Origin of the sequence: Nocardia araoensis NBRC 100135 (assembly GCF_000308435.1) — a bacterium.
GTDB classification, from domain to species: Bacteria; Actinomycetota; Actinomycetes; order Mycobacteriales; family Mycobacteriaceae; genus Nocardia; species Nocardia araoensis.
On the sequence record NZ_BAFR01000147.1, the window covers coordinates 41031 to 67880 of the forward strand.

A 26850-nucleotide genomic window follows, 5' to 3' on the forward strand; every position below is an offset into this window, starting at 1 on the left:
ATGCGAACCGACGGAGACGTATGGGACATCGTCAGCAGTGTCGGGCTCACCGCGTTGGGAGTCGCGACGTTCCGGGCGCTGGAGACAACCGCTCCCGATCCGTTGATCCGGGACGACTACGCGCCCCTGTTCGTCGCGGCTTCGGGCCATCCGCATTTCACCGGGCTGCTGGCGGACCCCTCCCAGCTCGACGACATACCGCTGGTCCCCGGGTTCATGGGCTTCCGCACGAAGTTCTTCGACGACTTCTTCCTGTCGGCCGCCGCGGCGGGTGTTCGGCAAGCCGTGATCGTCGCCGCGGGGTTGGACGCGCGGGCACATCGCCTCGACTGGCCCGCCGGTACCACGGTCTACGAGATCGACCAGCCCAAAGTCCTCGAATTCAAGGAGAGGGTGCTCACCGAGAACGGCGCGCGCCCGAAAGCCGACCGGCGCACGGTGGCCGTCGACCTGCGCGAGGACTGGCCCGCCGCGCTGCGCAACGCGGGTTTCGATCCCGGCGAACCGGCCGCATGGTCCGCCGAGGGGTTGCTGCCCTACCTGCCCGGCGCCGCGCAGGACAAACTGTTCGAGTACATCGACGACTTGTCCGCCCCTGGCAGCAGGCTGGCCGTGGAAAGCTTCGTGGCCGGAACCGACGTCAAACGCTTCGCGAACATCGAGAAGAAGTATTTCGACCGCTGCAACCCGTTCGGTGACGTCGATCCGGCCGAATTGTTCTACGACGACGACCGGGCCGATCCGGCGCAGTGGCTGGCCGGCCACGGCTGGTCGGTGCGGAGCGAGAGTCCGAGCGAACTCGCCGCGTCCTACAGGCGATCGGTCCAGGACCTCCCCGAGGAACTCGACGAGCTGTGGCGGCAGCCCAGGCTTCTGACCGCCGTGCGGTAGGCCGCGCTACATCTTGGCGCTGCGGGCCATGACGAAGCTGTAGAGACCGTAGGTGATGATGCCGAGCCCGGCGATCAGGAGCAGAACCATACCGAAGGGTTGCGCGCCGAGCGTCTTGATGGCTCCGTCCAGTCCGGCGGACTTGTTCGGATCGGATTCGGTCGCGGCGAGAATCACCAGCAACCCGACCGCGGCGACGGCCAGCCCCTTCGCGATGTACCCCACCGTGCCGAGCCGCCGCACGAATGCGCTCGGAGCCCCGCGCAGGTCGTCGAGAAAGCTTTGGGTGGCGCCTTTGTACACGTGGTATCCGCCGACCGCGATGATGACCAGCCCACCCACGACAAGAGCGATGGTTCCGGCCGTGTGCTGCATCAGGCGTGCCGTGAGCCCCACACTCTGACTGCTGGTCGACTTCCCACTGCCGAGGGCGAAACGGAACGCGGTGACGGCCAATCCCAGGTAGACCGCGAACAGGGCGAAGGCTTTGACGCGGTCGAACACTCCTGGCTGATCACCGCCGCCCCCCTGCTCCGACGCACTACCGAAGACCGCCTCCGCCAGCCGCCACAGCGCCATGACCACGAACGCGGCCACAGCCACCCAGAGGGTGAGCACACCGCCCGGTTTATCGGCCAATTCGGCCATCGCCCCCGATTGATCGGCGCTGCCCCCGCCACCGAACGCGAGCCGGATGGCGATGTAGCCGATGAGCAGGTGCACGAGGCCGGACATGACGTAGCCCGCGCGGGCGAACCGCGCGAACACGCCGTTCTGGGCGATACGACCGGCGGTGCCGGAAAGACCGGTGTGGGTCATGCTGCTCCTCCGTCCGGATACCACGACGAAAGCCGCCGCAGGACACCGACCGGATACCCAAGTCGGTCGAGAAAGCACCTGTCCGTCTCGGTGCCCACTGATTCGCCATCATCGACCGGAGCCGCTCGGACGCACGGGCAACCACCGGGCATGATCACGGAAGCCGGGGTTGACAAGGCGTGGATCTCCTCCCGTCGCCAGAAGGTTCTGAATACCCGCCGAGCCGCGATGTCACGTTCCAGCTCTGGTTTGGCTGTTCGGCTCACATACACCACGCGCATCCCGAACCCGTTGGCCGCTATCCGGGCGACCATGGTGCCGATCGTCCCCATGCCGACGATGCCCAGCGTCTTCGCGTGAAGGTTGCGTCCCTTTGTCTCGCGCCATCGACCGGCTCTCGTCTCCATCGCCAGGTCCGTGATCGCGCGCCAGGCATCGAGCATGAGACCGATCGCGAATTCCGCGACCGCACGTGCGTTGGCTCCGGGCGCGTTGGTCACCGCGATCCCCGCCGCGGACGCTGCCGCTGTATCGATGTATGCGTGGTATCCCACACCCATGAACGCGATGACTTTCAGGTTCTCGGCAGTGGACAACGCGGCAGCGGTCACACGCTCCACACCCCCGAGAATGTATGCGTCCTTGTCCACCAGGGCGCGGGCCAACTCGATCTCGGACAGGTCGTAGCGACGAACTTCGACCTCGAGATTCTGCTGCCGTAGCCATTCGGAATCGGCTGACGACAAGTCTGCCCCGGTGAGCAAGACGCGGCACCGGCTCGATCGACCGCTCACGGTCACGCATCCTTCGCGGCGAGCCGAATGGCGGTGTCTCGCAGCAACTGCGCACCCTCCAGGACCAGCTGTGGATCGCGGGCCAACGCAACGCGAACGAACTGCCGCCCGCGCTCCGGCTGATTCCAGAAAAAGTTCGTTCCCGGTAGAATGTGCACGCCTTCCCGAATCGCCTCGCGCACGAAGTCTTCGCAATCGAGTCCCTTTCCCAGGCGCAGCCAGTCCACCGAGACAGGCGATCGCAACTGGGTAAGGAACTCCAATTCATCGTCCGACAGAATCGACCGGAGAATAGCCCTGCTCTCCTGCACAGCCGGCAGGATGGTGTGCTCCACACCATTTCTCGAACTATCCTCTATGAATTCCGTCAGCACCCGCAGATGGAAAGGTGAGACGCTCTGCAAAAGATCGTCGTGGAGCCGGTACATCTCTGCGTACATATCCGGACTGCACACCGTCAATCCGACTTTTATTTCACTGGTGGACCAGGTCTTTCCCGTGTCTTCGAGAACGATATACGAGATTCCCGATTCCTCCAGGACCTCGTACTGCGACCAACCGATCGGCAGAGGTGAGAATGCTCGTCGTAATCGTATGTGCTGACCGGCATCTCGGCGTCGACTTGCTCGTTCACCGTCAGATCGTCTCATCACCACGGCATCGCCCGGCTCCAGCTGTGGGAATGCCGGGCGATTCATCACGGGGTCGAGTGACGAACCGTAAACTACGGTACGGATCGAGCCATAGAGCTGAATGCCAAGGGCGCAAGAATCGAGAATTCTCGACCCGCGCGAAGGACGTCGGCGACGAAGCAGGGCGCCGCTCAGAACTCCGCGGAGAGGTTTTCCGCGCACGTGGCGAGCAACGTGCTCAGTGTTCGTCCGGACGCGGCGCCCAGGCCACCCAACATCTGCCGCTCGACCGCCGTGACCACCTCCTCCGCGGCGCGCAGCCGCGCCCGGCCCTCCGGGGTCAGCGTGATGGGTCTGGCGCGACCGGTATCGGCCCGCTCGGCGACCTCGGCGAGCCCAGCCTGGCGCAGCCCGCCCAGCACGTCCTGCAGCGATTGCCGCGTCACGAAGCACAGGCGCGCCAGCTCGGCCGAGGGTTCACAACGAGTGATGCCGTCGAGTGCGAACTCCGTTCAGCGGGCGACCACGTCCTCGCCGAGGAATCCACCCGACTGGTGCCGCCACAGCTGAGCGTAGGTCCCTCGCGCGCACAACAGCTCCTCGTGCGTCCCCTCCTCGACGACACGCCCGTGGTCGAGCACCACCAGCCGATCCATCCCGGCCACGGTGCTCAGCCGATGCGCAACGACCAGCGCCGTTCGCCCATCCATCAACCCCCAGAGCGCCTGCTGCACAAGTAATTCGCTCTCCGAGTCGAGGGCGCTGGTGGCCTCGTCCAAGAGCAGGATGGGCGCGTCCCGCAGGATGGCGCGCGCCAGCGCGACCCGCTGACGCTGGCCGCCCGACAGTTTCACGCCGCGCTCGCCGATCAGCGTTTCCATACCCTGCGGCAGCGCGTCCGCGAACTCGGTGACGTGCGCGGCATCGGCGGCCCGAAGGATCTCCTCGTCCGTGGCCTCCGGGCGGGCGAACCGGATGTTCTCGCTCAGGGTCCGGTGGAACATGGCCGGATCCTGCGGCACGTAGGCGATCAGACTGCGCAGATCCGCCTGCCGCAGCCGAGCGATGTCCTGCCCGCCTATGCGTATCGTTCCGGATTGGACATCCATCAACCGCAGCAGCAGTTGGGTGATGGTGGTCTTGCCACCGCCGGATCGTCCGACCAGGCCTACCTTGGCGCCGCTGGGTACGTGCAGATCCAATCCGCGGAACAGCTGCCGAGCACCCTCGTGCGTGAAGTCCACTGCTTCGAAGCGCACGTCGAAGCCCGCGGGCCGCAGTGGTTCCGGATGTGCGGCATCGAGCACCTTCGGCTCGTCGAGCAGCAGTTCGGTGAACTGCGCCGCCTCGGTGAGCACGGTCTCCAACCGCCGGTAGATCTGATTGAACCGGAACATGATCCCGGTGGCGTTGAAGTAGTAGGTGAACGCCACCACGATGGCCTCCACCCCCGCATTCCCGCCGCCGAGGCCCAGCGCGATCAACAGGCCCGTCACGTTGGTGAGCACCAACAGCGGCGCCACCAGCGTATCTATCCGCAGGTTCGCGTAATCCCAGGAGCGCAACGACTTCCGCCGCGACGAGGCGACCCGCCGCCGATGCTCGGCCGCCTCCTGCGGTTCGGCGGCGAAGGCGCGCACCACCTGCATATTGGCCAGGCTGTCGGCCACATGTCCGGAAACCTGCGCGATGGCGGCCTCCCGGTCGTCGACGAGCTTCTGGCGGCGGCGGATCAAGGGCATGATGACCAGCGCGGTCACCACGATCATCCCCACCAGCACAACGACCAGCACCGGGTTGTAGCGCCACAACACCACCGAGGCGAACATCAGCGGCACCAGCGCCGCCAGGATCTCGAAGGCGAGGGTGTCCACGAACTGCTCGAATCGGGACGCGAAGCTGAGTGATCGCTTCGTCAGCGAACCGGCGAAGTTGTTGTGGAAGAACGCCGCGTCCTTGGCGAGCAGCTCGTCCATGGCGAGCACGTACAGGTGCTCGATACCGTAGGCATCCACTCGGTTCAGACAGTGGATCCCGATGCGCCACAGCAGTTCCGCGAGCAGCAGGGTGCCGCCGAAGGCGAGAATGTACCAGGCCAGAGACCCGAAACTCGCGTCCCCGGTCACCGCGACCCGACCGACCACCATGGCGACGATCAGCGGTGCGACATACAGGTTGCAGACATTGCCGAGCGCAGGCGCCAACAGCGCCGGAATCGTCGTGGCCTTGCGCGCGGCCATCTCCCGCCCATAGAAACGCAGCACCAACTCGACCGCCGTCGCGCGTGAACTCATGCTCCCCCTCGTCTGGAATCGAACGAGCGACGCAGGTGAGCAATTATCCCGAGCACAGGCGGCCTACCGCCAGCGATTTTCGCCGACCACGGCTGCGAACCGTGGTTCTCATGATCGGCCAACAAGGTACAGGTCAGGGCTCGAGCACGATTTTGCCGTGGGTGTTCCTCTGACCGACAGCACTGTTCGCCGGCCGAATCGAGCATCACGATGACCGAGAGCTGGTTGGCGTCGGTCGAGCCATCCAGCCGGTAGCAGAATCATCCGTATTGGGCGGGGTCCCAGGTACGGGTCGGCTTGTTGGTGATGATGAACAGCAATGCCTTGATCATGATGTCACCTCCTTCCTGGGGCTCGGTCGGGCGTGGACAGGGCTCGTGGGGGTACGCCGCAGGGTGAACGGCCTGGGGGTCGCGGCATTGGTCACGATCGGGCGGGTATCACCGCCGCCGATGACGCGCAGAGAGGTGTTCTCGATGAGGGTGGTGGCTGCATCGGTGACCAGATCGTGGGCGACCGCGGCGCCGGCGCAGGTGAAGGGGCCGGAACTGAAGGGCACGAATGGGCCGTGCTCGCCCGGTCGAATCCAGCGGTCGGGTTGGAATGCCCATGGTCTGGTCCAGTGTTTGTTGTCGTGATGGAGCAGATAGGGGCTGACGGACAGCAGGTCGCCGGTCTGGAAGGCGATCCCCCCGAACTCGGCGGGATAGGGGACGGGACGGCTGACCATCCAGGAGACCGGCCGGTGCCGCAGGGCCTCACGTACCACCCAATCGACGGGCCAAGGCCATGGTGCGCCGGGAGAGTGGAGACTGCCCAGCAGCACCGACCACGCGAGCGAGTAGCCCAGCGGTCCCACAATGGACCGGAACATGAGCACATACAGCTGCGCCACCGTCGTATCGGTGATGCCGTCGGGACAGGCACCGATCACGGCATCGAGCAGATCCCGTGGTTCGGCTTCCGCACTGCGGCCGGTGGCGCTGCGCCGGTCCCGGATCTGCTCGTTCAGCGCGGTGGACAGCTTGGTGCGCAACAACTGCGCCCGCGCCCGCTGCGCCATTCGGGCCGGGCGGAGCGCGCCCACGCGTGCATTTCGCTCCAGCAACCGCCGCAATTCTGGAGAACCATCGGGGTGCAATAACAGGTCCGCGGTGCACCGAAACACCAGCTCGACCCCCGCTGCGGGCCAGCGGGTGACGGAGGGCATTTCGAGCACCGCCGCCGCCAGGGACTCGCGATACTCGGGCGTATGCGTCCGCAGAATCGCGCGCACCGCGCGGCCGAAATCGACCTGAGCAGACCGCGAAGGCAGCATAGAACCGAAGAACCCGGACTTCCCCGCATTGAAAGCGCGGTCACTCAACACCGTCAGCGCCAGACCCGTATCGCCGACACACCACCCGCCCCACGGCAGCCCGAACACCTCTACCGGGCTGGTCCGGCGCAGATTCTCGAGGAAACCCAACGGATCACGCCGGAACCGGCGCATCTCTGCAAAACCCATCGGACGGTCCTCTCATAGAGAGGGTGAGCGATTCATCAGATGTTTCGAGCGGATCAGTCCACTGGCTGTGCGTACGAACGCAGATCAAGCATAGTCTCGAGTAATTTTGCAAGCGAGGCCGTGGAAGTCGACCACCAGGCGATTACCCCGGCACCGCCGCCTATCGAACACTGTGCCGGCAGTGGTATCGGTTCACGATCACCCGCGACCGCCGGGCAACCGGTCATTGAGGTCTAACCGGTACAAACCCGATCCGTCTCGGCGAGGATTCCCGTGGCCAGGCGCGCGTACATGAACATGTCGCGGCGTCGATCGCCGACCTTCTGCCACGATCTGAGGAGCCCTTCGCATTCGAAACCGGCTCTCTGCGCAGTGCGGATCGAAGCGCGGTTCCAAGGTTCCACATAGAGCTGGAGCCGTGGGATATGCAGCTCTTCCAGCGCCCAGGTAGCCATTGCCGCCAGAGCATGCGCGGCGACGCCATGGCCGCGGGCAGAGCGGACCACCCAGTAGCTGAGCGATGCGCGACCTTCGTCGATGTCCTTCAACCACAGGTCGATACTTCCCAGTGGTGTGTTGTCCCGTCGCCGGACGATCACCATCGGGTATCCGGTTCGATCGGTCGCTCGTTGCCGCTGGCGTTCGACAAACCGCGTTGCATCCTCGCGAGAGAAGGTCTCCGGCACCGTGGTTATCGGAATCACGTCGTCGGCAGAGGCTTCCCTGACAAGCTCGAGGTCTGCCGCGGACAACGACCACGGGCGGAGTTCCAAGTCTGCGGTGGCTCTCAGATGCGGTACTTGCAGAGCATCGTCCATGGTCAGCCTCCCCACGATATGCACAGGATATCGGCCCGGTGTCACCATAACCACTTCCACTTCCGGGTACCGCAGGCACACGCCGACCCCCGCATTCGATCGCCTCCGGCAGGCATCGGGCGGTTGCCGACGACTCCTTGTCCGGCGGGTAGCCATGCTCGAGCAACAGGCGCTTGATCCGGGCTGCTGCGAACCCAGCTACGCGACGAGCATGCCGTCGTGCCCGTGCCGGACGCACCGGCCGTCACGACCGTCATCGCTTGGCCGCCACACAGCAGATCCAAAACCGTCGCCGACCTCGTCCACACCGCGACACGCCTCTGACCGTCGCCGGCCGCATCAGGCATAACCGTAGTACCGCCGCACCAGTCGCTCGTAGACGTAGGCCGGGACAAGCCTGCGGGTCCAGAAGGACAACCGGACGTCCCGACCGCACAGGTACGACTGCCGGGGCCGGGCGGCGGCGAGGATCACCGCGACCTTCCTTGCGACCGTTTCCGCGGATTGTCCCGCCGCCAGGTAGCCGCGCACCAGGTTCAGCACGGCCGCGCGGTCGCGGTCGTATGCGGCGATCGGGTCGGACATGTGCACTGCCGTGTCGATGATCGGGGTGACGGTCCATCCGGGGACGAGCACCGACACCTGCACACCGAACCCGGCCGCCTCCATCCGCGCGGCCTCGCCGATACGCTCGACAGCCGCCTTTGTGGCCGAGTACCAACCGCCGTACGGCTCCGCGATCGCGCCCGCTCCCGAACTCACCACGATCACCCGGCCCGCGCCCTGATCCCGCAGTAGCGGCAGCACGGCTCGCAGCACGCGATGGGTGCCGAGCACGTTGGTGTCGAACAGTGCCGCGGCTTCCTCCGGCGTGGTCTCCTCGACCGAGCCGACCACGCCGTAGGCCGCGAAGGTGACTACCGCATCGATGCGGCCGTGCCGTGCGTGCGCGTCACGCACCCAGCGGTCCACCGCTTCCGGGTCGCGCACGTCCACTCGCGCGACACCCGATGCCGGCACCCGGTCGCATCCTTCGACGGTGTATCCCAGTGCCGCAAGGTGTTCCATGGTGGCCGCACCCATACCGTTCGCGGCCCCGGTGACGAGCACGACGGTCATGCGGCGCACACCCGCAGTACCCGTGGCAGAACTTCCAGTCGCGCCGATTCCACCATCGTGATCTCACCGTCCAGCTCCAGGGGCGCCGGACGGTCGGGCCGCAGCTCCACCGCCGTGTCCCGGTAGCACACCGCCAGCCGGGAGCCTCGGAACCGCCCGGCGTACAGCCCGGCGATCAGGCCGAGGGTCCGCAGCTTTCCCGCCGCGGACCAGATGTTCACGTCGAACTGGCCGTCGCCGCGGGTGACCTCGGTGTCGTAACGCATGCCGCCCGCGAAGTGCACGCTCTTGAGTACGCCGATGTTGGTGATCGGGGCGCTGTGGGTCCAGGTGCCGCCGCGTATCGAGACCGGCAGCGGCCGGTGGGTGGCGATAGTGGCCAGCGCCGTGGCGAGGATGGCGGCTTCGACGCTGCGCGACTTGAGCCAGCCTGCCACGCCGGTGGCGTGGTTGAACGAATGGTTGCCCGCCGCGACCAGTCCCATGCTGGCGTTGAGCAAGAAGTAGCGGACGACGCGCGTGCCGTCGGCCAGCAGCATGCCGGCTTTGCCCACGTCGACGAGTTCGGCGCGCGCGGCGTCCAGCCGCACCGGGATGGCGCCGACGCGCGCGCTCGCGGGCACCGGCTTGTGGAAGTCGTTGGAGCTGCCCAGTCCGACCGCCCCGAGCGCCGACCCGGCGGCGCGGGGCCGGTCGGTCGCGGGGTCCATGAGGGCGTTCAGCACCAGGTTCACCATGCCGTCGCCACCGGCGGCCACCAGCACCCGCGGAGGATTCGGCCGGGTGGCGGCCGCGCGCACGATCTCGGTGGCGTGCCGAGGGTCGGAGGGCAGTTCGACGGACAGGTCCGGATGGCGAGTACGCAGCACGGATTCCACCGGCTGCCAACGCCGCAGCGCGGTGCCCGCGTTCGACCGCGGGTTCAGGACGACGAGCACGAATCCTCCTCGATGCCCAGCCACCGGCGCAGCGCGCTGTGGTCTCCCGTGCTGACCAAACCGGTGCGGGCCACCGCGGGTGGTATGTCGGTGCTCCGCGCGCCCAGTAGGAACACCGGAATCCCGAGGTGCGCCGCGGGTCCGTCGCTGACGGGATCGTTGCCGACCATCACGCACTCCCCCGCCGCCGCGCCGAGGTGGTAGAGCACTTCGCGATAGAAATCCAGCCGTGGCTTGGCGCGGCGCATGGTCTCACCGCTGGTGGTGAACGCGAACGACGCCAGATCGTGTCCGCCCCAGCGGATCCTGGTCTCGACGGTGCTGCGCGGCCACAACGGGTTGGTCGCGACCACTTGACGCGCACCCGACGCCGTCAAACGGCGCACCGTCGCGACCGCGGCCGGGCTCGGCGGGAAACACGCTCGCAGCCGGACGAATTCGACCTCCGACAGCCGCGCCAAGCGGGCCGCGACCACGTCGCGGCTGGTGCCGACGCGTTCGGCGAGCAGTCGCAGCATCAGCTCGGTATTGGTGTGGTCGGTGTCGTTGGCGCGCACGTCCCGCAGTGTGCGGCGCAACATCGGCAGGAAACGGTGCGGCGGCGCGAGATCGCGGAACACCCATGCCGCCCCGGCGGGCATCAACGTCGCGAAGGTGCGCCGCCGCAGTCCGATCAGGGTGCCGTCCAGATCCCACAGCACCGTGCGCCGCTCGGTCATTCCTGGCTGTCCAGTACGGCTTGCAGATCCGCCTTGGTCAGCCCGAGCCGGGCGGCGTATTCCTCGATACCGGGCGGCGTGGTCCGCGCGCCGCCGAGCCCGGTGCGCGACCGCAGCTGTCCGGCGTATGCCGCACCGAGGTCGAAGACCGTCTTGGCGAGCGCGGCGGGGAACAGCCATCGGCCGAGGTCGCGCTGGAACACGCGGGTCAGGCGGTAGGGCGCGATCACGCGCGCGCCGAGGGCGGCTACCGGGCCCGGGTCGCGCAGCGAACTCATCCGGGCCGCCTCCGCGCCGGGAACCAGGAGCAGCCCGGACCACAGCCGGCCGAAACCGTCCAGCTTCTCCCGCACGTCGGCGGTCATGTTGAACTCGGTGTAGGCCTTCTCGATGCGGGATGTGTGGGTGGAGCGGCTGCGGAGCAGCGTGTGCACGTCGGCGACCTTGCGCGCGGTGTCGCCGCGAGTGAACCGGTCCACGCGCGCGGCGATCCGGTCCAGCAGCACGGCGAAGTCGTCGTTGGGCACGAGCCGGTGGGCGAGCGAAAGGGCGTGGTACATCAGCCCTTCGCTGCCCGCCGCCGCGATCTCGGCGGCGAGCAGGTCATAGTCCAGATCCGCGCCCGCATAGCGGGCCAAGTTCCAGATGTCCCCGAGTTCGCGGACGCCGGTCTTGTAGTAGGGCAGGTGGATGCCCAGGTGATGCAGGTTGTCCTCGTGCGCCATCGCCCACGCGGGCACGCCGTGGAAATCGATGCGCCGCGCGCGCTTCCAGATCGCGGCATAGTCGACCGTGTAGGGCGCCAGCGGGGTGATCAGGCCCCAGTGCGTGCCCACCACCAGCGCGCCGTCGCGGGAGACGAACGACGGCAGGTGGTGGGAGCGCTCGGCCCGCGCCTTGGGCGCCTTGCCCAGCAGCTCCGAGGTCGCGAACAGGCCCAGCTCACGATAGATCTCGACAACGGTGTCGATCTGCTCCGGTTCCACCAGGATGTCCAGGTCGTTCATCCGCTTGTAGCGCGGGTCGTGGTAGATCTCGGTGGCGAAGAGCATGCCTTTGAGCACCACGCAGCGCACACCCCGCTCGTCGAACCGGCGCAACAGGCGCACCGCGCCCGCCAGGCGGCGGTCGTTCGCGGCCGCGATCCGCTCCGCGACGGCGTCGAACCGTACTCGCGTCAACGGCGGGACCAGCTCGTACACCCCGGCGGCGAGCAGCGAGTTCCGCACCAGCGGAACCGTCGCGTTCAGTTGCGCCAGCTCGAAGAAGCTCGTCCAGTCGGTGACCCGGTGCGCCAACTCGGTCAGCTCGAAGCGCTCCGATTCGGTCGGCGCGGCCAGCGCGGCGTGCACCAGCAGCCGCTCGGCGTCCGTCCCGCCCGCGGCGATCATGGTGTCGGTCATATCAGGCGATCCCTTCCTGTTCGGGATGGAAGCCGAAGCGGCGGGCGACGGTGTCGATCCGGTCCAGCGCGTGATCGAGGTGGTCGCGGGTGAGGGTGGCCATCATGCTGATCCGCAGGCGCTGCTGGTCGCGGGGCACCGCGGGGAATTCGACGCCGTTGACGAACACGCCCTCGCGGTGCAGGGCGGTGACCACGTCGGCGACGGCGAGGCGTTGCGGCACCAGGATCGGAATGATCGCGGTCTGCGGATCCACCGTGAAACCCATGGCGCGCAATCCGCGCACGAAATACGCCACGTTGTCGTGCAATCGCCGGACCCGATCGGGATGCTCGGCCAGGAAGTCGATTCCGGCGAGTACCGCCGCGACCACCGGCGGCGCGAGCGCCGCGGAGAACATGTAGGACCGGGCGAAGAAGCGCAGCGTGTCCACCAGATCCCTGGAGCCGGTCACGAAACCGCCGGTGCTCGCGAAGACCTTCGAGAACGTGCCCATGGACAGCTCCACGGCGCCTGCTCCGAGTCCGAAGTGCTCGGCGGTGCCGTGCCCGCGTGCGCCGAGCACCCCGGTGCCGTGCGCGTCGTCCACCGCCAGCCATGCGCCGAAGGCGTCGCACAGCGCGCGGATCTCCGGTAGCGGGGCGATGTCGCCGTCCATCGAGTACACGCCCTCGACGGCCACCACGATGTTCGCGCCCGGATTGCGCCACCTGATTTGCATCAGCCGGTGGCGCAGGTGACGTAGATCGTTGTGGGCGAACGCCATCGAGCGCACCCGGCCGAGCTGGATGCCGTCGTAGAGGCTGGCGTGATTCTGTTCGTCGTAGAGCAGCACGTCGCCCTTGCGCAGCAGACCGGTCACCCAGCCGACGTTGGCGGCGTAGCCGGAGGAGAACACCATGGCCGCTTCGCTGCCCTTGAGCTCGGCCAGCCGTTCCTCGAGCCGCCGGTGCAGCGTCGTGGTGCCGTTGAGCAGCGGCGGGCCGCCGTGTCCGACACCGTATTCCCGGATCGCCGCGATGGCTGCCTCGGCGATCCGCGGTTCGTTGCCCAGGCCGAGGTAGTTGTTGGACCCGAGCATGATCAGCTCGTCGGTCGCGCCGGTCGCCGGATCGCGCACCGGCACGACCGCGCCGGAAGGGCCGGCCACCTCGCGCAGCACGAACCCACTGCCACGGGCGTGCTCGGCGTAGGGGCGGAACTCCGCGAAACGCTGTTCGAAGGTATGTGCCGTGGGGTCGAGATAGTGTTCGAGGCTGAAGTTCTCGCCGTGGGCGAGATCGGGAGCTGTCATGCTCGCTGCTCCTTACCGAGTGTTACGGTTCCGGCCCGGCCGTCCAGCACCAGGACGTCGCCGCTGGCGACCAACTGGGTGACGCCAGGAACCCCGACGACCGTGGGGATGCCGAGTTCGCGTCCGATGATGGCCGTGTGCGAGAGCAGGCTGCCGCGCTCGCTCACCAGACCGCCCGCGGCCACCATGAGGAACACCCATCCCGGGTCGGTGGTGGAGGCCACCAGCACCTGGCCGTCGATCGCCACGTCCGGGTCCGGGGTGCGCAGCACCAGCGCGGGGGCCTCGACACGGCCGGGGGCACAACCGATTCCACGCAGAACCCGAGCGCCGGCCACAACGCCGTCGTCCGGTTCCTCCAGCGTCGGGTCGGCGATGCCTGCCGCGGCGATCCCGGTGGTGACGATGCGGGAGGGCAGTCGTTGGGCACGCCAGCGCTCGTGGTCGGCCTTGCGCAGGGCCACGGTGCGGGCGGCGTCGGTGTCCACCGCGGTGCCGCGGGTGAGGGCGGCGATCTCCTCGTAGGTCAGCCAGAAGACATCACGCGGATCGTCCAGCAGCCCGGACGTGTGCAGCTGTCGGCCGTACTCGCGGAACACTCGCTTCACCAAGCCGAAAGAGCGGCTGCGGCCCAGACGCATGTTCTCCCGCTGCTTGACGTGTTCGCGCGCCAAGCGCAGCGTGAGGCGGAAGGCTGCGCGCCGTAAAGCTTTACCGTCGAACAGTCCGGCGGCCGTTTGCTCCGCCGCGCGGCGGATCGCCTGCTCCCGCGCGATCATGTCGTCGGCGTTCTGCCCGCCGCGCAGGTAGTTGCGCAGCATCGGCACCAGCCGTTCGGGGTGCTCGCCCAGCGGATCGGTCTCCAGCTTCAGCTCGTCCACGGTGCGGTCGCCGAACTCCGCGATGTGGCGCAGGCAGGCGGCGCGGAAGTCCGCGAACCGATCCTCCGACAACGTCGTCCACACTTCCGGTGCGGTGTCGGGGCCGTCGAACAGCGCGCGCAGCGCCGGATCCGCGTGCACCCGGGCGGTGAGCGCGAGCGCCGAACGCACCGGGTCGACGCTGTCGACGCCGTCCTCACCGCAGAACAGCTCGTTGCGCAAAGTGAGCGCCGCGTCCTCGGCCAAGCCCGCCCGCCGCAGCTGCAGACCGACCACATGGAACATCTGCTGGGCGAGGAAGTCGTTGAAGATCTGCACCGAATACACGGGCACGAGCTCGGCGAAGAAGCGTTCCATCCAGGCCAGCAACGCCTGCGCGTCGCGTTCGCGCTCCGGCGTGCCCGGGTCGAGGCGGCGATCGAGGTCGGCGGTGATCGCCGCCAGTTCGCTGAAGAATGCGCGCAGTCGCCGGGGCAGCCGCAGCCAGCCGAGCAGGATGACCGCGAACACCCGTAGCCGCAGGGCGATCGCGCGCACCCGGGCGACGCCGTGGGCGGGCGCGTCCGGTCGCCGGTATCGGTTCTCGATGTTGAGTGCGGCCTCCCAGCCCTCGATGGCGAATTCCATGCCGGGAATCTCGAGGAAGAGCCGGTACCAGTTGCTGATGTTGTAGTAGATCCGGCCGCGCGCCGTGCCGACCAGATAGGGGTACAGATCGGCGGCGTTGCGCTCCACGATCCGCGCGGTGGCGCCGAAATCCCGGTGGCAGGCCCGGAAGACCTGCTCGTAGGCCGCTCGCAAGACGGAGAAGGTGAGTGGACTCGACATTCCCGGATACGACTCGGCGACGTTGACGTTGTCGAAGATGGTCTCCTCCGCGCCGGTCACGGTGACCGGCCTGGCCTGCAACAGATGCAGCAGGCCGTCGGGTGTGTAGGCGAATTCGATGTCCTGGGGCGCGCCGAAGCGGTCGGCGAGTTCCCCTGCTGTCTCGGCCAATTCGAGGATTTGAGCGTCCGACAGCGCCGGGGTCCGCACCGGGTCGCCGAGGTCTTCGACGGCGGTGCCCGTACCGTCGGGCGACGGCGTCACCCGGCTGTGCTTGTCGACGACGACACGCGAGGTGATGGCGCGGGTGTCGCGATCGACGAAATAGGTGTCGCAGTCGACTGTTCCCGCCACGACCCCCTCACCCAATCCGAGCGCCGCCGCGACGACCGCCTCGGCGGGATCACCGGTCTGCGGGTTGCAGCTGAACACCACCCCGGAGACGGCGCTGTCGAGCAGCACCTGCACCACGACGGCGCAGGCGATCGGCGTCGCGTCGAGACCACGGCGCGCCCGGTAGAACAGCGCCCGCTCCGACCACGCGGAGGCCAGCACAGTGCCGATCGCGGCGGGCAGGCCCGTCGCGGCGACATTGAGCACCGTGTCGAGCTGCCCGGCGAAGGAATCGGTGGCCGAATCCTCGCCGCGCACCGAGGAGCGGACGGCGAAGCGCACGTCCGCCGTAGACGAGCCTGCGGTGGACATCTCGGCGACAACGGCATCCAGTTCGGCCGCGATGTCCGCGGGCAGCGTCAGCGCCTCGACGAGCGCCCGGATCCGCAGCGAGACGGCCCGCAGCGCGGCCGGGTCGTCCGGGTCGAGTCCGGCCAGCAGGTCGGCGATGGAATCGGCCGCCGGGGCGAGCACCCGCGCGCACGCGTCGGTACTCAACACCGCGAACGGCGGGACGTGACGCCCGGCGGTGTGCAGCCGGGCGAGGTTGGCGGCCTTGGCGCCCGCGTGCGCGTCGGCGTCGGGGTCCGTGGCGAGGGTTTGCGCGCGCAGTATCGCGCCGGTGGTGGTACTGGTCATGGGGCGATCTCCTGTCCGGCCGGGATCGCCGCGGCGGCGTGCTCGCGCCGGGTCAGCCGGACCAGGACCGGGTCGGGGGTGTTCGAGATCTCGGGGCGCTCGCGCACCCGCATCCCGTTCACCAGTTCGATGTCGTAGCGGGACAGCAGCATCGCGAGACCCACGCGGATCTCGATCGACGCCATCTGCTGACCCACGCACAGATGCGCGCCCCAGCCGAAGGGGAAGTACCGGAACGGCGGGCGCGCCCGGTTCCGCTCCTTGGTGAACCGGTCGGGGTCGAAGGTCAGCGGCGAGTCCCAGAAATCGGGTAGCCGGTGGTTGACGAACGGACTGATCACCACGATCGCGCCGGGACGCAGGTCGAACCGGTCGAAATGGTCCGGCGCGAGCGCGGTGCGGCTGAACGCCCAAGCCGGCGGGTGCAGGCGCATCGCCTCGTCGATCACGCGGCCGGTGTACTCCAACTCGGGCAGCGCGGCGCGCATCGCGTCCGGATCGTCCAGACCTCGCGCCGACGTGTCGATCTCGGCGCGCACCCGCTCGAGTGCCGCGGGGTTGCGGCACAGCTCGTAGATCGTCCAGGCCAGCGCCCCTCCGGTGGTCTCGTGACCGGCCAGCAGAAAAGTCAGCACCTCGTGCCGCAGTTGCGCGTCGTCCATCGCGTGCCCGGCGTCGTCGCGGGCGGCGAGCAACCGGGCCAGCAGCGAATGGACGTCACCGTCGGTGTGCCGATGCCGCCGGATCACCTCGTCCACCACGTGATGCAGCCGCCGCCGCACACCGTGGAAGCGCCGATTGCCCGGCGTCGGCACCCGCGGCGGCACCTGGATCGGCGCGGCCATGTGCCGCATCACCCAGGAAACGCCGTCGCGCACATCGTCTTCGATCTGCGGGAGCACGCCGTCGATGTCCGCGCCGAGTACCGCGCGGCACACCACGTCGGCGGCGAATCCCATCACCTCGGGCACCAGGTCGAACGCCGCGCCCGCCGCGGCGCGCGCGTCCAGGCGGGCGCGTAGCCGGTGTCCGCACTCGACCATGAGCGGGATCTCGGTTTCCACGTGACGCCGCGCGAACGCGGGTTTGATCAAGGCGCGCTGACGCTTCCACAGTTCGCCGCCGCTGGTCAGCAGGCCGGGACCGAGCAGATGGTTCAGGCTCCGGTAGCTGATCCCCTTCTCGTATCGCGCCGCGTGGGTGACCAGCACCTGTTCGATGTGCTCGGGCTCGACCAGCAGGTGCACGTGCTGGTGGGCCAGCCGCAGCCGCACGCTGCCGTGGGCGAGAGCGGACTCGTAGAACAGGGTGAGCGGGTCGGCTCGATAGTCGGGATAGGCGCCGAGCGGATGTCGCAGGACGGGACCGTCCAAGCGGCGGTCGCCGTTTCGGGTCAGCACTGTCATCGCGCGGCGTCTCCCCCGCGCCCGGCGCCGACCAGCGCGTCGGAATCGACCTCGAGCAGGTGTCGTGCCGCGGCGCGCTGCACCTTCCCACTCGTGGTTTTGGGGATGCTGCGCGGCGCGACAATGCGTACGCCCGCGGCCAGTATCCCGGTCCGTTTGCTCACCGCGGCGCGTATCGCTCGGGCCAGCGCGTCGTATTCCTCTGGCGCCAAGGCGGATTCGACGACCAGATGTAATTCCTCCGACATGCCTTCGGCGTCGGTCACTCCCACCGCGGCCACTCCGCCGGGCCGGACGCCCGGCGCCTGTTCGGCGGCGATCTCGAAGTCGGTGGGCAGATAGTTCGCACCGCGGATGATGATCAGATCCTTGCGCCGCCCGGTGACCCGCAGTCGTCCATCTCGCAGATAGCCCATATCGCCGGTGTCCCACCAGCCGTCCACGCGCGTGGCCGCGGTCGCTTCGGGCAATCGGAAGTAGCCCGGCGTAGTGGACGGTCCGCGGAATTGCACGCGGCCGATCAGATCCGGGCCGCGCGGCTCACCGTTCTCGTCCACGATCCGGACCTCGGTGCCCGCCACGGGTGCGCCGCAGTCGACGATGTCGAGCGCGTCGCCATCGTCGGCCGGAACATCCACAGCCATATCGTCTTCGGCGAGTGCCCGGCGGGAGATCGAGTCGTATGCGATCGGCGCCCGCGGCTGTGACACTGTCACCGCGAGCGATGCCTCGGCCAACCCGTAGCACGGCACGAGCGCGTCGGGCGGAAGTCCCCTGGCGCGGAACCGGTCGACGAACCGTCGCACCGTCGCCGGATGGATCGGTTCCGCTCCGCAGAACAGGAACCGCCACGTGGACAGGTCCAGCCCGTCGAGTTCGCTGTCGGCGATCCGCGCCGCGGCATAGCCGTAGGCGAAATTCGGGGCGGCGGTGAGGGTTCCCCGATGCCGGTGGACCGCGCGCAGCCAGTCGGCCGGATGACGCAGGAAGCGGTTCGGCGGGATCAGCACCGCGTCGACGCCGCAGAACAGCGGCGTGAGGAATCCGCCGATCAGTCCCATGTCGTGGTGCAGCGGCAGCCAGCCCACCCAGGTGTCGCCGGCTCCGATCGCGGCGGCGCGGGCGATCTGCTCGCAATTGGCGGCCAGATTCGCGTGGGTGACCTGGACTCCCTTCGGTGCGCCGGTCGAGCCGGAAGTGGCCTGGATGAAGGCGAGATCGTCCGGCGCGGGCAGGCGAGGCGTCAGCGCGGGTGTGTCCGGCGCGCCGGCCAGCGCGTGCAACACCGTGGCATCGATCGCCGCCACCGACGCGGGCAGCGGCACATCGGCCAGCACCGATCCGGCGGCCACCACGGCCGCGGGTTGCAGATAGGCGAGCAGCCGGGCGAAACGGTCCAGGAATATCTCCGCCGCCCCGAATCCGCCCGGGGTGGCGACCGCCGTGGGCACCGCGCCGAGCAGCAGTGCGCCGAAGAACGCCGTGACGAACTCCGCCGACGTGGGCAGGCACAGCAGCACCCGATCGCCCCTGCGCACCCCTGCGTCGGCCAATCCGGCCGCCGCCCGGCTCGCCACGTCTACGAGATCGTCGTGCCGCCAGGCGATCTCGTCGGCGTCAGGTGCCGCGGCACGCTCGGCCATGATGGTCGTCGACGCCGCTGCCGTGCCCCGCTCGCCGCCTGCCAGCAGTGCGTGCACGATGCTCGGGTATGCCGGGCGCAGCGCATCGGATGGTGTGGTCATGCCTGGTCCTCGACGTATCGCACGATCGTGGCGACCGTGGTCAGCCGGACCGCGACATCCTCGGGGATGCTCACGGAGAACGCGTGTTCCAGCTGGATGGTCAGTTCGATGGCGGTCGGCGAGTCGAGTCCGTAGTCGATCAACGGCGTCGCCGGATCCAACTCGGCGGCGGACACCCACAGCACCTCTCCGACGATCGCGCGTACCCGCGCCTCCAGATCGGCCGCGCCGATATCACCGCGCGTGCTCATCCCAGCAACTTCCCTTCCGTCACGCAGGAGCGCACCGATTCCTCGATATCGACACCGTCGCCGGTGTCGATGCGGTGGAATCCCACCTCGGGGAACGCGGTCGCGAGGGTTTCGCGCACCCGCTCGTAGCCGGTGCGCAGAGCGGCAAGCCGCTCGGCCGTCTCATGGGCCTCGACGGGCCCGTGCGCCGACCGCTGCACGCAGCGCGCCGCGGCCTGCTCCGGTGGCGCGTCCAGCCACAGCACCGCGTCGGGCAGCGTGGTGCGGAACCGTTCGGCGAAACCGGACACCGCGCCGGAGATGTCGCGCCCGACCAGCTCCGCGATTTCCGACAGCAGCAGCCACGGGTCCGGCGAACTGCCCAGCCTGGCCGCCTGGGCGTGCTGCCACGCCAGGATGTCGGCGAAGGTGCCGGGCCGATGCCGTTCCAGCACCGCGGCGATCTCGTCCTCCCGCTCGCGGCAGCGTCCGTCGGTGCCCGCCAGCGCCACATACAGCGGGCCGTAGACCAGCAGTTCGATCAGCGGATGCCGTTCGCAGACCAGCACATCCGGTGCCCAGGTGCGCAGGAAGTGCTGCTCGACCGGCCCGAACAGGGTCATCTGCAAATACATCGCGGTGGCCTTCATCGCCACATCGCCGATCTCGTCGCAGCCGACGCTGAATGCTCTGAGCTGCCGGGACAGATCGGCGAGCGGGACGTCCCTGGTGTCGTGGAAGTCGGGGCAGGTCATCGAGGCGAACCGGCCGACCGCGGCGGGTTCGGCCAGCGCGCGCAGCCCGGCCAGCACCGAGGACTTCCCCGCGCCGTCGATACCGACCAGCGCGACCCGGCGGGTGCCGCTCATCGGTCGTCCTCGCGCAGCTGGGCGAGCACGGCGCGGGTGACCTCGGCGGGCGCCGCGGCGCCGTCGAGGCGGATCCAGCCGAGTTCCTCCGACAGAGCGTCCAGCGCCTCGTGGCTGCGCTGCTGGAAGGTCAGGAACGACTCTTCGTCGCCGTAGCCGCTCTCGTAGTCACTGCGCAATCGCTTGCGGGCCAGCGCATCGTGCGGACGCACCGTGAGGTAGAAGGTGCGGTCGGGCTCCGGGAACCCCGCCGCCAGGCTGCGCAGCACGGCCGGGTCACCGCCGTGTGCGACTTCGGTGGCGTAGTACTTGTACCAATAGGCGTTGGCGAGCACGATGTCCGCGTCGCGTTCGGCGGCCAGGTCCAGCGAGAGCTGCATGGCGTGGAACAGGAAGTGCGCGCGGCTGAGCGGGGTGAGCAACTGGAGGTAGCCGTAGATCTCGGCGGGACTGCCCCAGGGCAGTTTCGAGGAGACCTTGGGGTCGAGGAACGCGTCCCAGATGGTCACCGCGGCAACGCTGTGGCCCTGCGCCTCGAACTCGGCGGCGATCCTCGCCACCTGGGTCGTCTTGCCCGACCCGTCGCCACCCGCGAGGCAGATGAGACGTTTGCGTGCGGTCAGTGCGGTGTCCTTTCCCGAACCGCGCGAAATGCGCGGTAGTGCTGTGAAATCCGTTGTCCCGTGGAGTTGTTCAAGCATCGGCTGGGTCGGCGGCGGGTCCGTTTCCGGCGTTTCGCGAATCGCGGTGTCCGGTCGGGGCGCGTGGGAGACCGAATCGGTCGCGGCGGGTTCGTCCGCCGGATCACCGCCGTCGAGGACCTGCACCAGACCCGCACCGCCGTCGACCCGGATGCGCTGGCCCGATCGCACCGCCGTCGTCGCCCCCGCCACATTGAGCACGGCCGGAATTCCGTACTCGCGTCCGATCACGGCCGCGTGCGACAGCATGCCGCCCACTTCGGTGACCACGCCGGCCACCAGCCCCAGCGCGGGCGTCCAGCCGGGATCGGTGAACCGCGTGACGAGGATGTCACCCTCGCGCAGTTGGTCGATGTGGTCCAGCGAGGTGATCACCCGGGCCGTGCCCTCGGCCACACCCGGACTGCATCCGAGGCCGGAGAGGTCGCCATCGCCCACCGCGCGTACCGCCGCGACGGTCACCCCGCCGCCGAGTTCGTGCGGCGGCACGAGATCGCGGTAGCCCGCGTACATCGCGCGGCGGTAGGCGATCACGGGCGCGAGGTCGCTGCCGGCCGCGCGGCCCGCGACCAGATCGGTCAGCTCGTGGATGGTCAGCTGGAACGCGTCGTCGGCGTGTTCCAGCACGCCTGCCGCGGCCAGCCGGGTACCGGCTTCCACCACATAGGCGCGGACCACGGCGTAGCACTGCGAGGAGAATTCCCGCATCCGCTCGCGGGCGACCAGATAACGCCGCATCCGCTCGATCTGCTTGTCCAGCGCCTTGGCGTACCGCACCCGCGTCGTCGGCCGGGCACGGACCCGGGCGCGCACCGCCGCGAGCTCGGACTCGTAGCGTTTGCGCTGCTCCACCAGGGTGGTCGCGGGATCGGCGGGCACGGTCCCGTTGTCCAGCATCACCGCGATCATCGCTCGCACTCGCTGCGGGTCCTCCGACCAGCGCGGGCAGGTCAGATCGAGTTCGGCGTCGGCGTGGAAGCCTTGCTCGTCGAGGAAGGCCGCGAGCGCCTCGTCCCACTCCGGGCTGTCGATCCCGGATTCCCTTGCCACTCGGTGCAATTCGACGATGCCGCGTTGCAGCGCCATATGGCTGATCTCGGCGAGGCCACCCATGAGGGCGATGGCCGAGGTGGTCGCGCCGGTGGCCGCGTCCACCTTGTCCAGCAGCTGCTTGAAATCGGTTTGCAGGCTCGAGTTGTGGTAGATGGTGGTGAAGTAGGTGCGCTCGGTGGCGGCGTGCACGGTGAGCAGGCAGTCGGCCAGGTCGGCGGCGAAGGTCGCCTCGTCGGTCCGCGGCAGCGCGCGGACCCGTTCCCGCCAGGCCTGGTACTTGGCGGGCCAGCTCGCGGCGAACGCGTCCACCGCTTCGAGCTGTTCGCGATAGCTGCGCTGCACGGCCAGGGCGACCGGCAGCGCGCGAGCAATGGTCAACGGCGTATTCGGGGTGCGAATCGGACCCTGCGGGCCGTATTCGTTGAGGACGCCCAGATCGTCGTCGAAATGCTGCTCGTCGAAGCCGGGAATGCGCCGGAAGCACTGCTTCACCGCGCTGACGTTCCAGTAGGCCCGGCCGTAGTACATGGCCATCCAGTCCGGCTCCCGCCCCGGCTCGGCCAGCCCGAGACCCTCGAAGAACCGCTGCATCGAATACTGGAATGCGTTGTCGTACAACGAGAACATCATCGGCGTGCACACCCGCGCCGAGACGCCGCCGTCCCGGAGATCAGCGTCGGAGAACTGCTCGATGTCGGTGCGCCAACTGATCGCGGTGACCGCGCGGGACTGCAGCAGCCACAGTGCGCCGTCGCCGTCGATCGCCCACTCGATGTCCTGCGGCCGATGCCGGCGCGCCTGCACGGTGAGCAGCAGCGCGGCGAGCGCCGCGGTGTCGGTGGCGTCCAGGTGGACGTCCTCCTGTCCCGCGTCGCGCGCCACCACGGCGCCGTCGGACAGCCGAAGGGTGTAGCGAGTGGGCGCGACCTGCCCGGAGACCAGTCGCTCGCCCACACCGTGGCAGGTCTCCACCACCGCGTTCTCCTCGATGCCCGAAAGCACATCGATGCTGAAACCGACACCGGCGCAACGAGCGGCGACCATGCGCTGCACCAGGACGGCGACACTCGCGTCCGCCTCGGCCAGGCCGCGCCGCGACAGGTAAGCCCGCACTCGTTCATTGCGCACCGACGCCCGGCACTGCTCGATGTGCGTCCGCAGCGCGGCCGCGTCGGTGATGTCCAGGTAGGACTCGTACTGTCCGGCGAAACTGGCGTCGTCGAGATCCTCGAGCACGCCGCTGGAGCGCGCCGCCACCGGGAATCCGCCGATCGACCGCACCCAGCCTGTCAGCTCGTCGTCGGCGACGGCGTCCAGGTCCAAGTCGGCGGGAACGACGAAGCCGGGTGGGACGGCGAATCCGTCGGAGAGCAATTCGTGCAGGGTGGCGGCCTTGGCGCCCGCCCGCGACGGGGTGAAGTCGGCCGCACCGAGGAACATCGGTGTCGGACCGGATGCGGTGGTGGGGGTGATCACCGTGGTGGCTCCTGTCGGCAGCAGAACCGGGCGAAGGTCGTGGCGGGCGGCCAGTTCCCGCGCTTGGTGTACGCCGGCGGCGGTGAGCGCGCCGTAGGACGGGCTCGCGGTGCGCGGCTCGAAGCCCAGCATCAGCGTCTCGGCCATGCACGCGTACACGATCCCGGCGGGCAGCCCGGTTTCCGGGAAGTGCGGGGTCTGGCCGAGCGGCAGCGCCATGCGGCCGCCGCTGACCAGGGTGATGTGCGGGTGTGCGGCTACCGCCGGGTCCACATCGCCGGGCACGGCCAGATCGCAGATCAGCATGGGGTGGTCGGCGGCGAGATGCTGGGTGGTGACCAGTGGCGCGGCCGAGTTGGTCGCGGTGACCACGACCCGGCAATCGCGCAGCGCGGTCAGGTCCTCGCTCACGACGACCTCGCCCGGCAGTCCGGCCGCCACCCGGCGCAGCCGTGCCCCGGCGCCGGTCCTGCCCACCAGAACCAGCGAATCAGCCAGTGGTGCAATGAGTTCGGCCATCACCGCGCCGATGTTGCCGAGCGCTCCCAGGATGCCGACCCGGCGCTGGCCCGGCGCGAGCGCGGTCAGCTCGGCGTGCAGCACCGCATAGGCGCAGGCCGCCGTGAGCGAATTGCCGGAGGTCACGGTGACGGTGTCCTCCGCCACCTCGCGCGCGGCGTCGGTGACGATCGACGTGTAGCCGCCCAGACCGATCACCCTGGCTCCGGCCGCTATCGCCTGTTCGACCGCCAGCCACACCAGATCTCGCACATAGGTGCGCTCACCGGCGCGCTGGTGCGCCACGATCTGCTCGGCCGTCAGCGGCACCGCGATCAGCAGCATCTCGACCTCGGCCCCGGTCGGTGAGGTGATCGTGCGCCTGGTCAGTTCGAACGGATCGGCCACCGCGTGCAGACGGTCGAACAGTGCCGCCAACTGCGCGTCCGTCCATTCCGCCAGTTCGGGGGCGAGCCGGCGCAGATCCGCGACCTCGGGCAGGTTCGCCAGGAAAGCCACTCTGATCGGTTGGCGCGGATCCCGCGCTGGTGCCGCGTCGGCCCGCCGTGGGAGGGGCGCGCGGTCCAGCGCCGCGGATTCGGTGGTGACCGGTGCGGCCAAGTGGGCCAGCAGCCGGGCGTACTCGCCGCGGTGCAGCAACGCGGCGACGTCGTCCAGCGCCGCGGCCAGCCGGTCGAGGTCGAGGTCGCTGACGAAGGCCGAAGGCTGAACGCGCAGCGTGGTCGGCGCCGACAGGGTCGGCAGCATGCGGATCGCGTGGCGGTGCAACAAGTATCCGGCGACGACGTAGCCGAAGAGGTCGGGCGCGCAGATCTCGCGGAGCAGCGCGGATTCCGGCTCCGGTACCCGCAGCTCCACACCCTGGAGAAGACCGCGCCCGCGCACGGACACAATCTCCTTCGGCCAGCGGCGGGCCACCACGTCCAGTCGCGACCGCAGCCGGGCGCCCGCTTCGCTGATCCGGATCTGGTTGTCGCGCAGGAGATCCAGCGCGGCGTCCGCGACCGTCGCGGACAGCTCGTCGTCGGCGAAGGTGGACGTGTGATAGCGCCCGAAGTCGGCGACCGAGTGCCGCCGGTCGACCAGCAGCGCGGCGATCTTGACCAGTCCTCCGCCGAGCGATTTCGACATCAGGTAGTAATCCGCGCGCACGCCGGACGGGGCCGACGCCAGGAACGTGCCGGTGCGTCCCATGCCGCACTGGATCTCGTCGAAAACCAGTGCCGCCGTGTGCCGGTCCGCCAGTTCGCGCAGGGCCCGCAGGGTCTCGGCGGGGACCTCGCGGACGCCGCCTTCGCCCTGCACGGGCTCGGCGAACACCGCGGCGACCGGCGACAGACGCCGCCAGCTGCGAACAGGCGTCCCGGTGACGTCGAAGCCGATGACGCCTACCGTGCACAGCTCGTCCGCGAACGCGTCGGCGACATCCTCCGGCGTCCAGGTGTCCAGCTTGCGCCGCTCCGGGCCGGGCACCACCAGATCGGCTGGGGTGTCGGCCTGCTCGGTGAGCGCGAAGGCCCCCGCGCTCTTGCCGTGGAACGCGCCGGCCAGCGAGACGAACACCGGCCCGCGTTCGCGTAGCCGCGCGATGTGCTGCAGCGTCTCGGTGAGCACCGCGGCGGCCGTTCGCGGCTCGGCGTCGTCGGCGGGCGCGGCGGGTCGCACGTCGTGCAGGCCGTCGCGGCGCAGCCGACGCAGCGTGCGCCGTATGTCGGCGTCCAAGTCGGACAGGGCACGCGCGTGCGCGACCGCGGCGTGCCTGATCGCCGCTTCGACCGCATCCGCGCCGGTGGATCCCAAGGTGACGATGTACTCCCGGCCGGTGCTCGCGCCGACCGACTCGGACAGCCGACGCGCCAGCCGCGCCGCACCGGGCCGGACGCTGCCCTGCGTCACGAACGGCGCCTGCTGATTCAACAGCGCCGTCGCCGCTCGTACCAGCGCTGGATGGTTGTGCCCGAAAAGTGCCGCGCCGAATCCGCCTACCAGATCCAGGACCCGGGTGCCGTCGGCGCGGACGAGGTGGTCGCCTTCCGCGGCGGTATACACCACGTCCAGGTGGCAGGATCGCAGTAATTGGGCCAGGCCGGGACGGTTGAACTCCGCGAAATCGTTCCAAACGACGCTGCCTCGCGCCGGCTTCTGCCTTTCGGCATGCGCGTTCACGCTTGCGTCCCGAGCGTGACTCGTCGACTGCCCGACGTCTTCGCCACTACATGTTCGGCCACGTCCCGCGCGGTATACAGCGTCGCGGCTTCCTCCTCGGAGATCGCGATACCGAACCGCTGCTCGAGTTCGACTACCACCTCCACCGACCGAATGGAGTCCAGACCGTAATCCAGCAATGGGATGTCCATGTCGATTTGCGGCACGTGCAGAACTCCCGCGAACAGCGCGCGCACATGCGCCGACACAGTCTCCGCTGCGTCCATCCAGCGTCTCCCTTCACCGTCCAACAGCCCTTTTTCTCAGACGCGAGAAAAAGGTCTCGATATGCATTCCCGGATCAATTCCCGAATACAGAACGCACAGCTCGGAGCGGGATTCGACACTACGAACCCGCAAACACAGCTCCTCCGATATCAACGAAACGTCTATCGAATCACTGTCCGTCATCGACCGCCGCACTGCAGTGCAATGACGCCGCCACCAGTTCTTTCATCTCTACACCCGCAAAATGGGTGGCGCAATTCAGCAGATCCTGTGGCTCAGCCCCTTCAGCAGGCAGCTACGGGGAGGCTAATTTTCTGCCGTCCTGTCGCGGGAAACAAACTCCCACACGAGCATTCGTGCCCGAAGCCAACCGCATCCCAGACGCCTCGGCATCCAGTTCATCGATAGCGAACGATCCTCTACACTTACCCAGGGAACAGCAATGGATT

At 68.6% G+C, this 26850-nt stretch carries 20 protein-coding genes; 1 reads left to right on the top strand and 19 read right to left on the bottom strand.

Annotated features, from left to right (window positions below; genetic code table 11):
- Positions 1-891 (top strand): class I SAM-dependent methyltransferase, encoded by an 891-nt coding sequence (locus tag ON21_RS20100; protein WP_039799819.1) that lies wholly within the window; start codon positions 1-3, stop codon positions 889-891.
- A gap of 6 nt (positions 892-897) precedes the next feature.
- On the opposite strand, the gene ON21_RS20105 is transcribed toward ON21_RS20100, so the two are convergent.
- From ON21_RS20105 to ON21_RS20200, 19 genes are all read right to left on the bottom strand, one after another.
- Positions 898-1710 (bottom strand): DUF1206 domain-containing protein, encoded by an 813-nt coding sequence (locus ON21_RS20105; protein ID WP_039799821.1) that lies wholly within the window; start codon positions 1708-1710, stop codon positions 898-900.
- Complete coding sequence (locus ON21_RS20110; RefSeq protein ID WP_157170891.1) at positions 1707-2504, bottom strand: NAD(P)-dependent oxidoreductase; 798 nt, start codon at positions 2502-2504, stop codon at positions 1707-1709. The genes ON21_RS20105 and ON21_RS20110 overlap by 4 nt, the downstream gene beginning before the upstream one ends.
- 2 nt (positions 2505-2506) lie before the next feature.
- Positions 2507-3205 carry an aminotransferase-like domain-containing protein gene (locus ON21_RS39285; protein WP_169332711.1) on the bottom strand — a complete coding sequence of 233 codons (699 nt, stop codon included), beginning with the start codon at positions 3203-3205 and terminating at the stop codon, positions 2507-2509.
- A 122-nt stretch (positions 3206-3327) separates the two neighbouring features.
- The gene (locus ON21_RS20120; RefSeq protein ID WP_051021071.1) at positions 3328-3582 is read right to left on the bottom strand and encodes a winged helix DNA-binding protein; all 255 of its coding nucleotides are present in this window, start codon (positions 3580-3582) and stop codon (positions 3328-3330) included.
- Between the two features lie 66 nt (positions 3583-3648).
- Positions 3649-5430, bottom strand: coding sequence for an ABC transporter ATP-binding protein (locus ON21_RS20125; RefSeq protein WP_039799822.1), 1782 nt, complete (start codon positions 5428-5430; stop codon positions 3649-3651).
- A 328-nt stretch (positions 5431-5758) separates the two neighbouring features.
- A complete protein-coding gene (locus tag ON21_RS20130; protein ID WP_218004112.1) occupies positions 5759-6856 on the bottom strand; it encodes a cytochrome P450 in 1098 nt (365 codons plus the stop codon).
- A gap of 314 nt (positions 6857-7170) precedes the next feature.
- Positions 7171-7755 carry a GNAT family N-acetyltransferase gene (locus ON21_RS20135; protein ID WP_051021111.1) on the bottom strand — a complete coding sequence of 195 codons (585 nt, stop codon included), beginning with the start codon at positions 7753-7755 and terminating at the stop codon, positions 7171-7173.
- Between the two features lie 339 nt (positions 7756-8094).
- Positions 8095-8874 carry an SDR family NAD(P)-dependent oxidoreductase gene (locus tag ON21_RS20140; protein ID WP_157170892.1) on the bottom strand — a complete coding sequence of 260 codons (780 nt, stop codon included), beginning with the start codon at positions 8872-8874 and terminating at the stop codon, positions 8095-8097.
- A complete protein-coding gene (locus tag ON21_RS20145) occupies positions 8871-9812 on the bottom strand; it encodes a diacylglycerol/lipid kinase family protein (RefSeq protein ID WP_039799824.1) in 942 nt (313 codons plus the stop codon). Before ON21_RS20145 ends, ON21_RS20140 begins: the two co-directional genes overlap by 4 nt.
- Positions 9797-10531 (bottom strand): HAD family hydrolase, encoded by a 735-nt coding sequence (locus ON21_RS38530; protein ID WP_051021077.1) that lies wholly within the window; start codon positions 10529-10531, stop codon positions 9797-9799. Before ON21_RS38530 ends, ON21_RS20145 begins: the two co-directional genes overlap by 16 nt.
- A complete protein-coding gene (locus ON21_RS20155) occupies positions 10528-11934 on the bottom strand; it encodes a nucleotidyltransferase domain-containing protein (RefSeq protein ID WP_039799825.1) in 1407 nt (468 codons plus the stop codon). Before ON21_RS20155 ends, ON21_RS38530 begins: the two co-directional genes overlap by 4 nt.
- 1 nt (position 11935) lies before the next feature.
- Positions 11936-13228 (bottom strand): aminotransferase class I/II-fold pyridoxal phosphate-dependent enzyme, encoded by a 1293-nt coding sequence (locus ON21_RS20160; RefSeq protein ID WP_051021083.1) that lies wholly within the window; start codon positions 13226-13228, stop codon positions 11936-11938.
- The gene (locus ON21_RS20165; protein ID WP_039799826.1) at positions 13225-15969 is read right to left on the bottom strand and encodes a PEP/pyruvate-binding domain-containing protein; all 2745 of its coding nucleotides are present in this window, start codon (positions 15967-15969) and stop codon (positions 13225-13227) included. Before ON21_RS20165 ends, ON21_RS20160 begins: the two co-directional genes overlap by 4 nt.
- Positions 15966-17375, bottom strand: coding sequence for a cytochrome P450 (locus ON21_RS20170; RefSeq protein ID WP_083880754.1), 1410 nt, complete (start codon positions 17373-17375; stop codon positions 15966-15968). Before ON21_RS20170 ends, ON21_RS20165 begins: the two co-directional genes overlap by 4 nt.
- Complete coding sequence (locus tag ON21_RS20175; RefSeq protein WP_051021087.1) at positions 17372-19120, bottom strand: fatty acyl-AMP ligase; 1749 nt, start codon at positions 19118-19120, stop codon at positions 17372-17374. Before ON21_RS20175 ends, ON21_RS20170 begins: the two co-directional genes overlap by 4 nt.
- Positions 19117-19371 (bottom strand): acyl carrier protein, encoded by a 255-nt coding sequence (locus ON21_RS20180; RefSeq protein WP_051021089.1) that lies wholly within the window; start codon positions 19369-19371, stop codon positions 19117-19119. Before ON21_RS20180 ends, ON21_RS20175 begins: the two co-directional genes overlap by 4 nt.
- Complete coding sequence (locus ON21_RS20185) at positions 19368-20219, bottom strand: hypothetical protein (protein WP_039799827.1); 852 nt, start codon at positions 20217-20219, stop codon at positions 19368-19370. Before ON21_RS20185 ends, ON21_RS20180 begins: the two co-directional genes overlap by 4 nt.
- Positions 20216-26134, bottom strand: a complete 5919-nt coding sequence (locus ON21_RS20190; RefSeq protein ID WP_051021092.1) for an aminotransferase class III-fold pyridoxal phosphate-dependent enzyme — start codon at positions 26132-26134, stop codon at positions 20216-20218. Before ON21_RS20190 ends, ON21_RS20185 begins: the two co-directional genes overlap by 4 nt.
- On the bottom strand, positions 26131-26400 hold the full coding sequence (locus ON21_RS20200) for an acyl carrier protein (protein WP_039799830.1): 270 nt from the start codon (positions 26398-26400) through the stop codon (positions 26131-26133). The genes ON21_RS20190 and ON21_RS20200 overlap by 4 nt, the downstream gene beginning before the upstream one ends.
- Between the last annotated feature and the right edge of the window lie 450 nt (positions 26401-26850).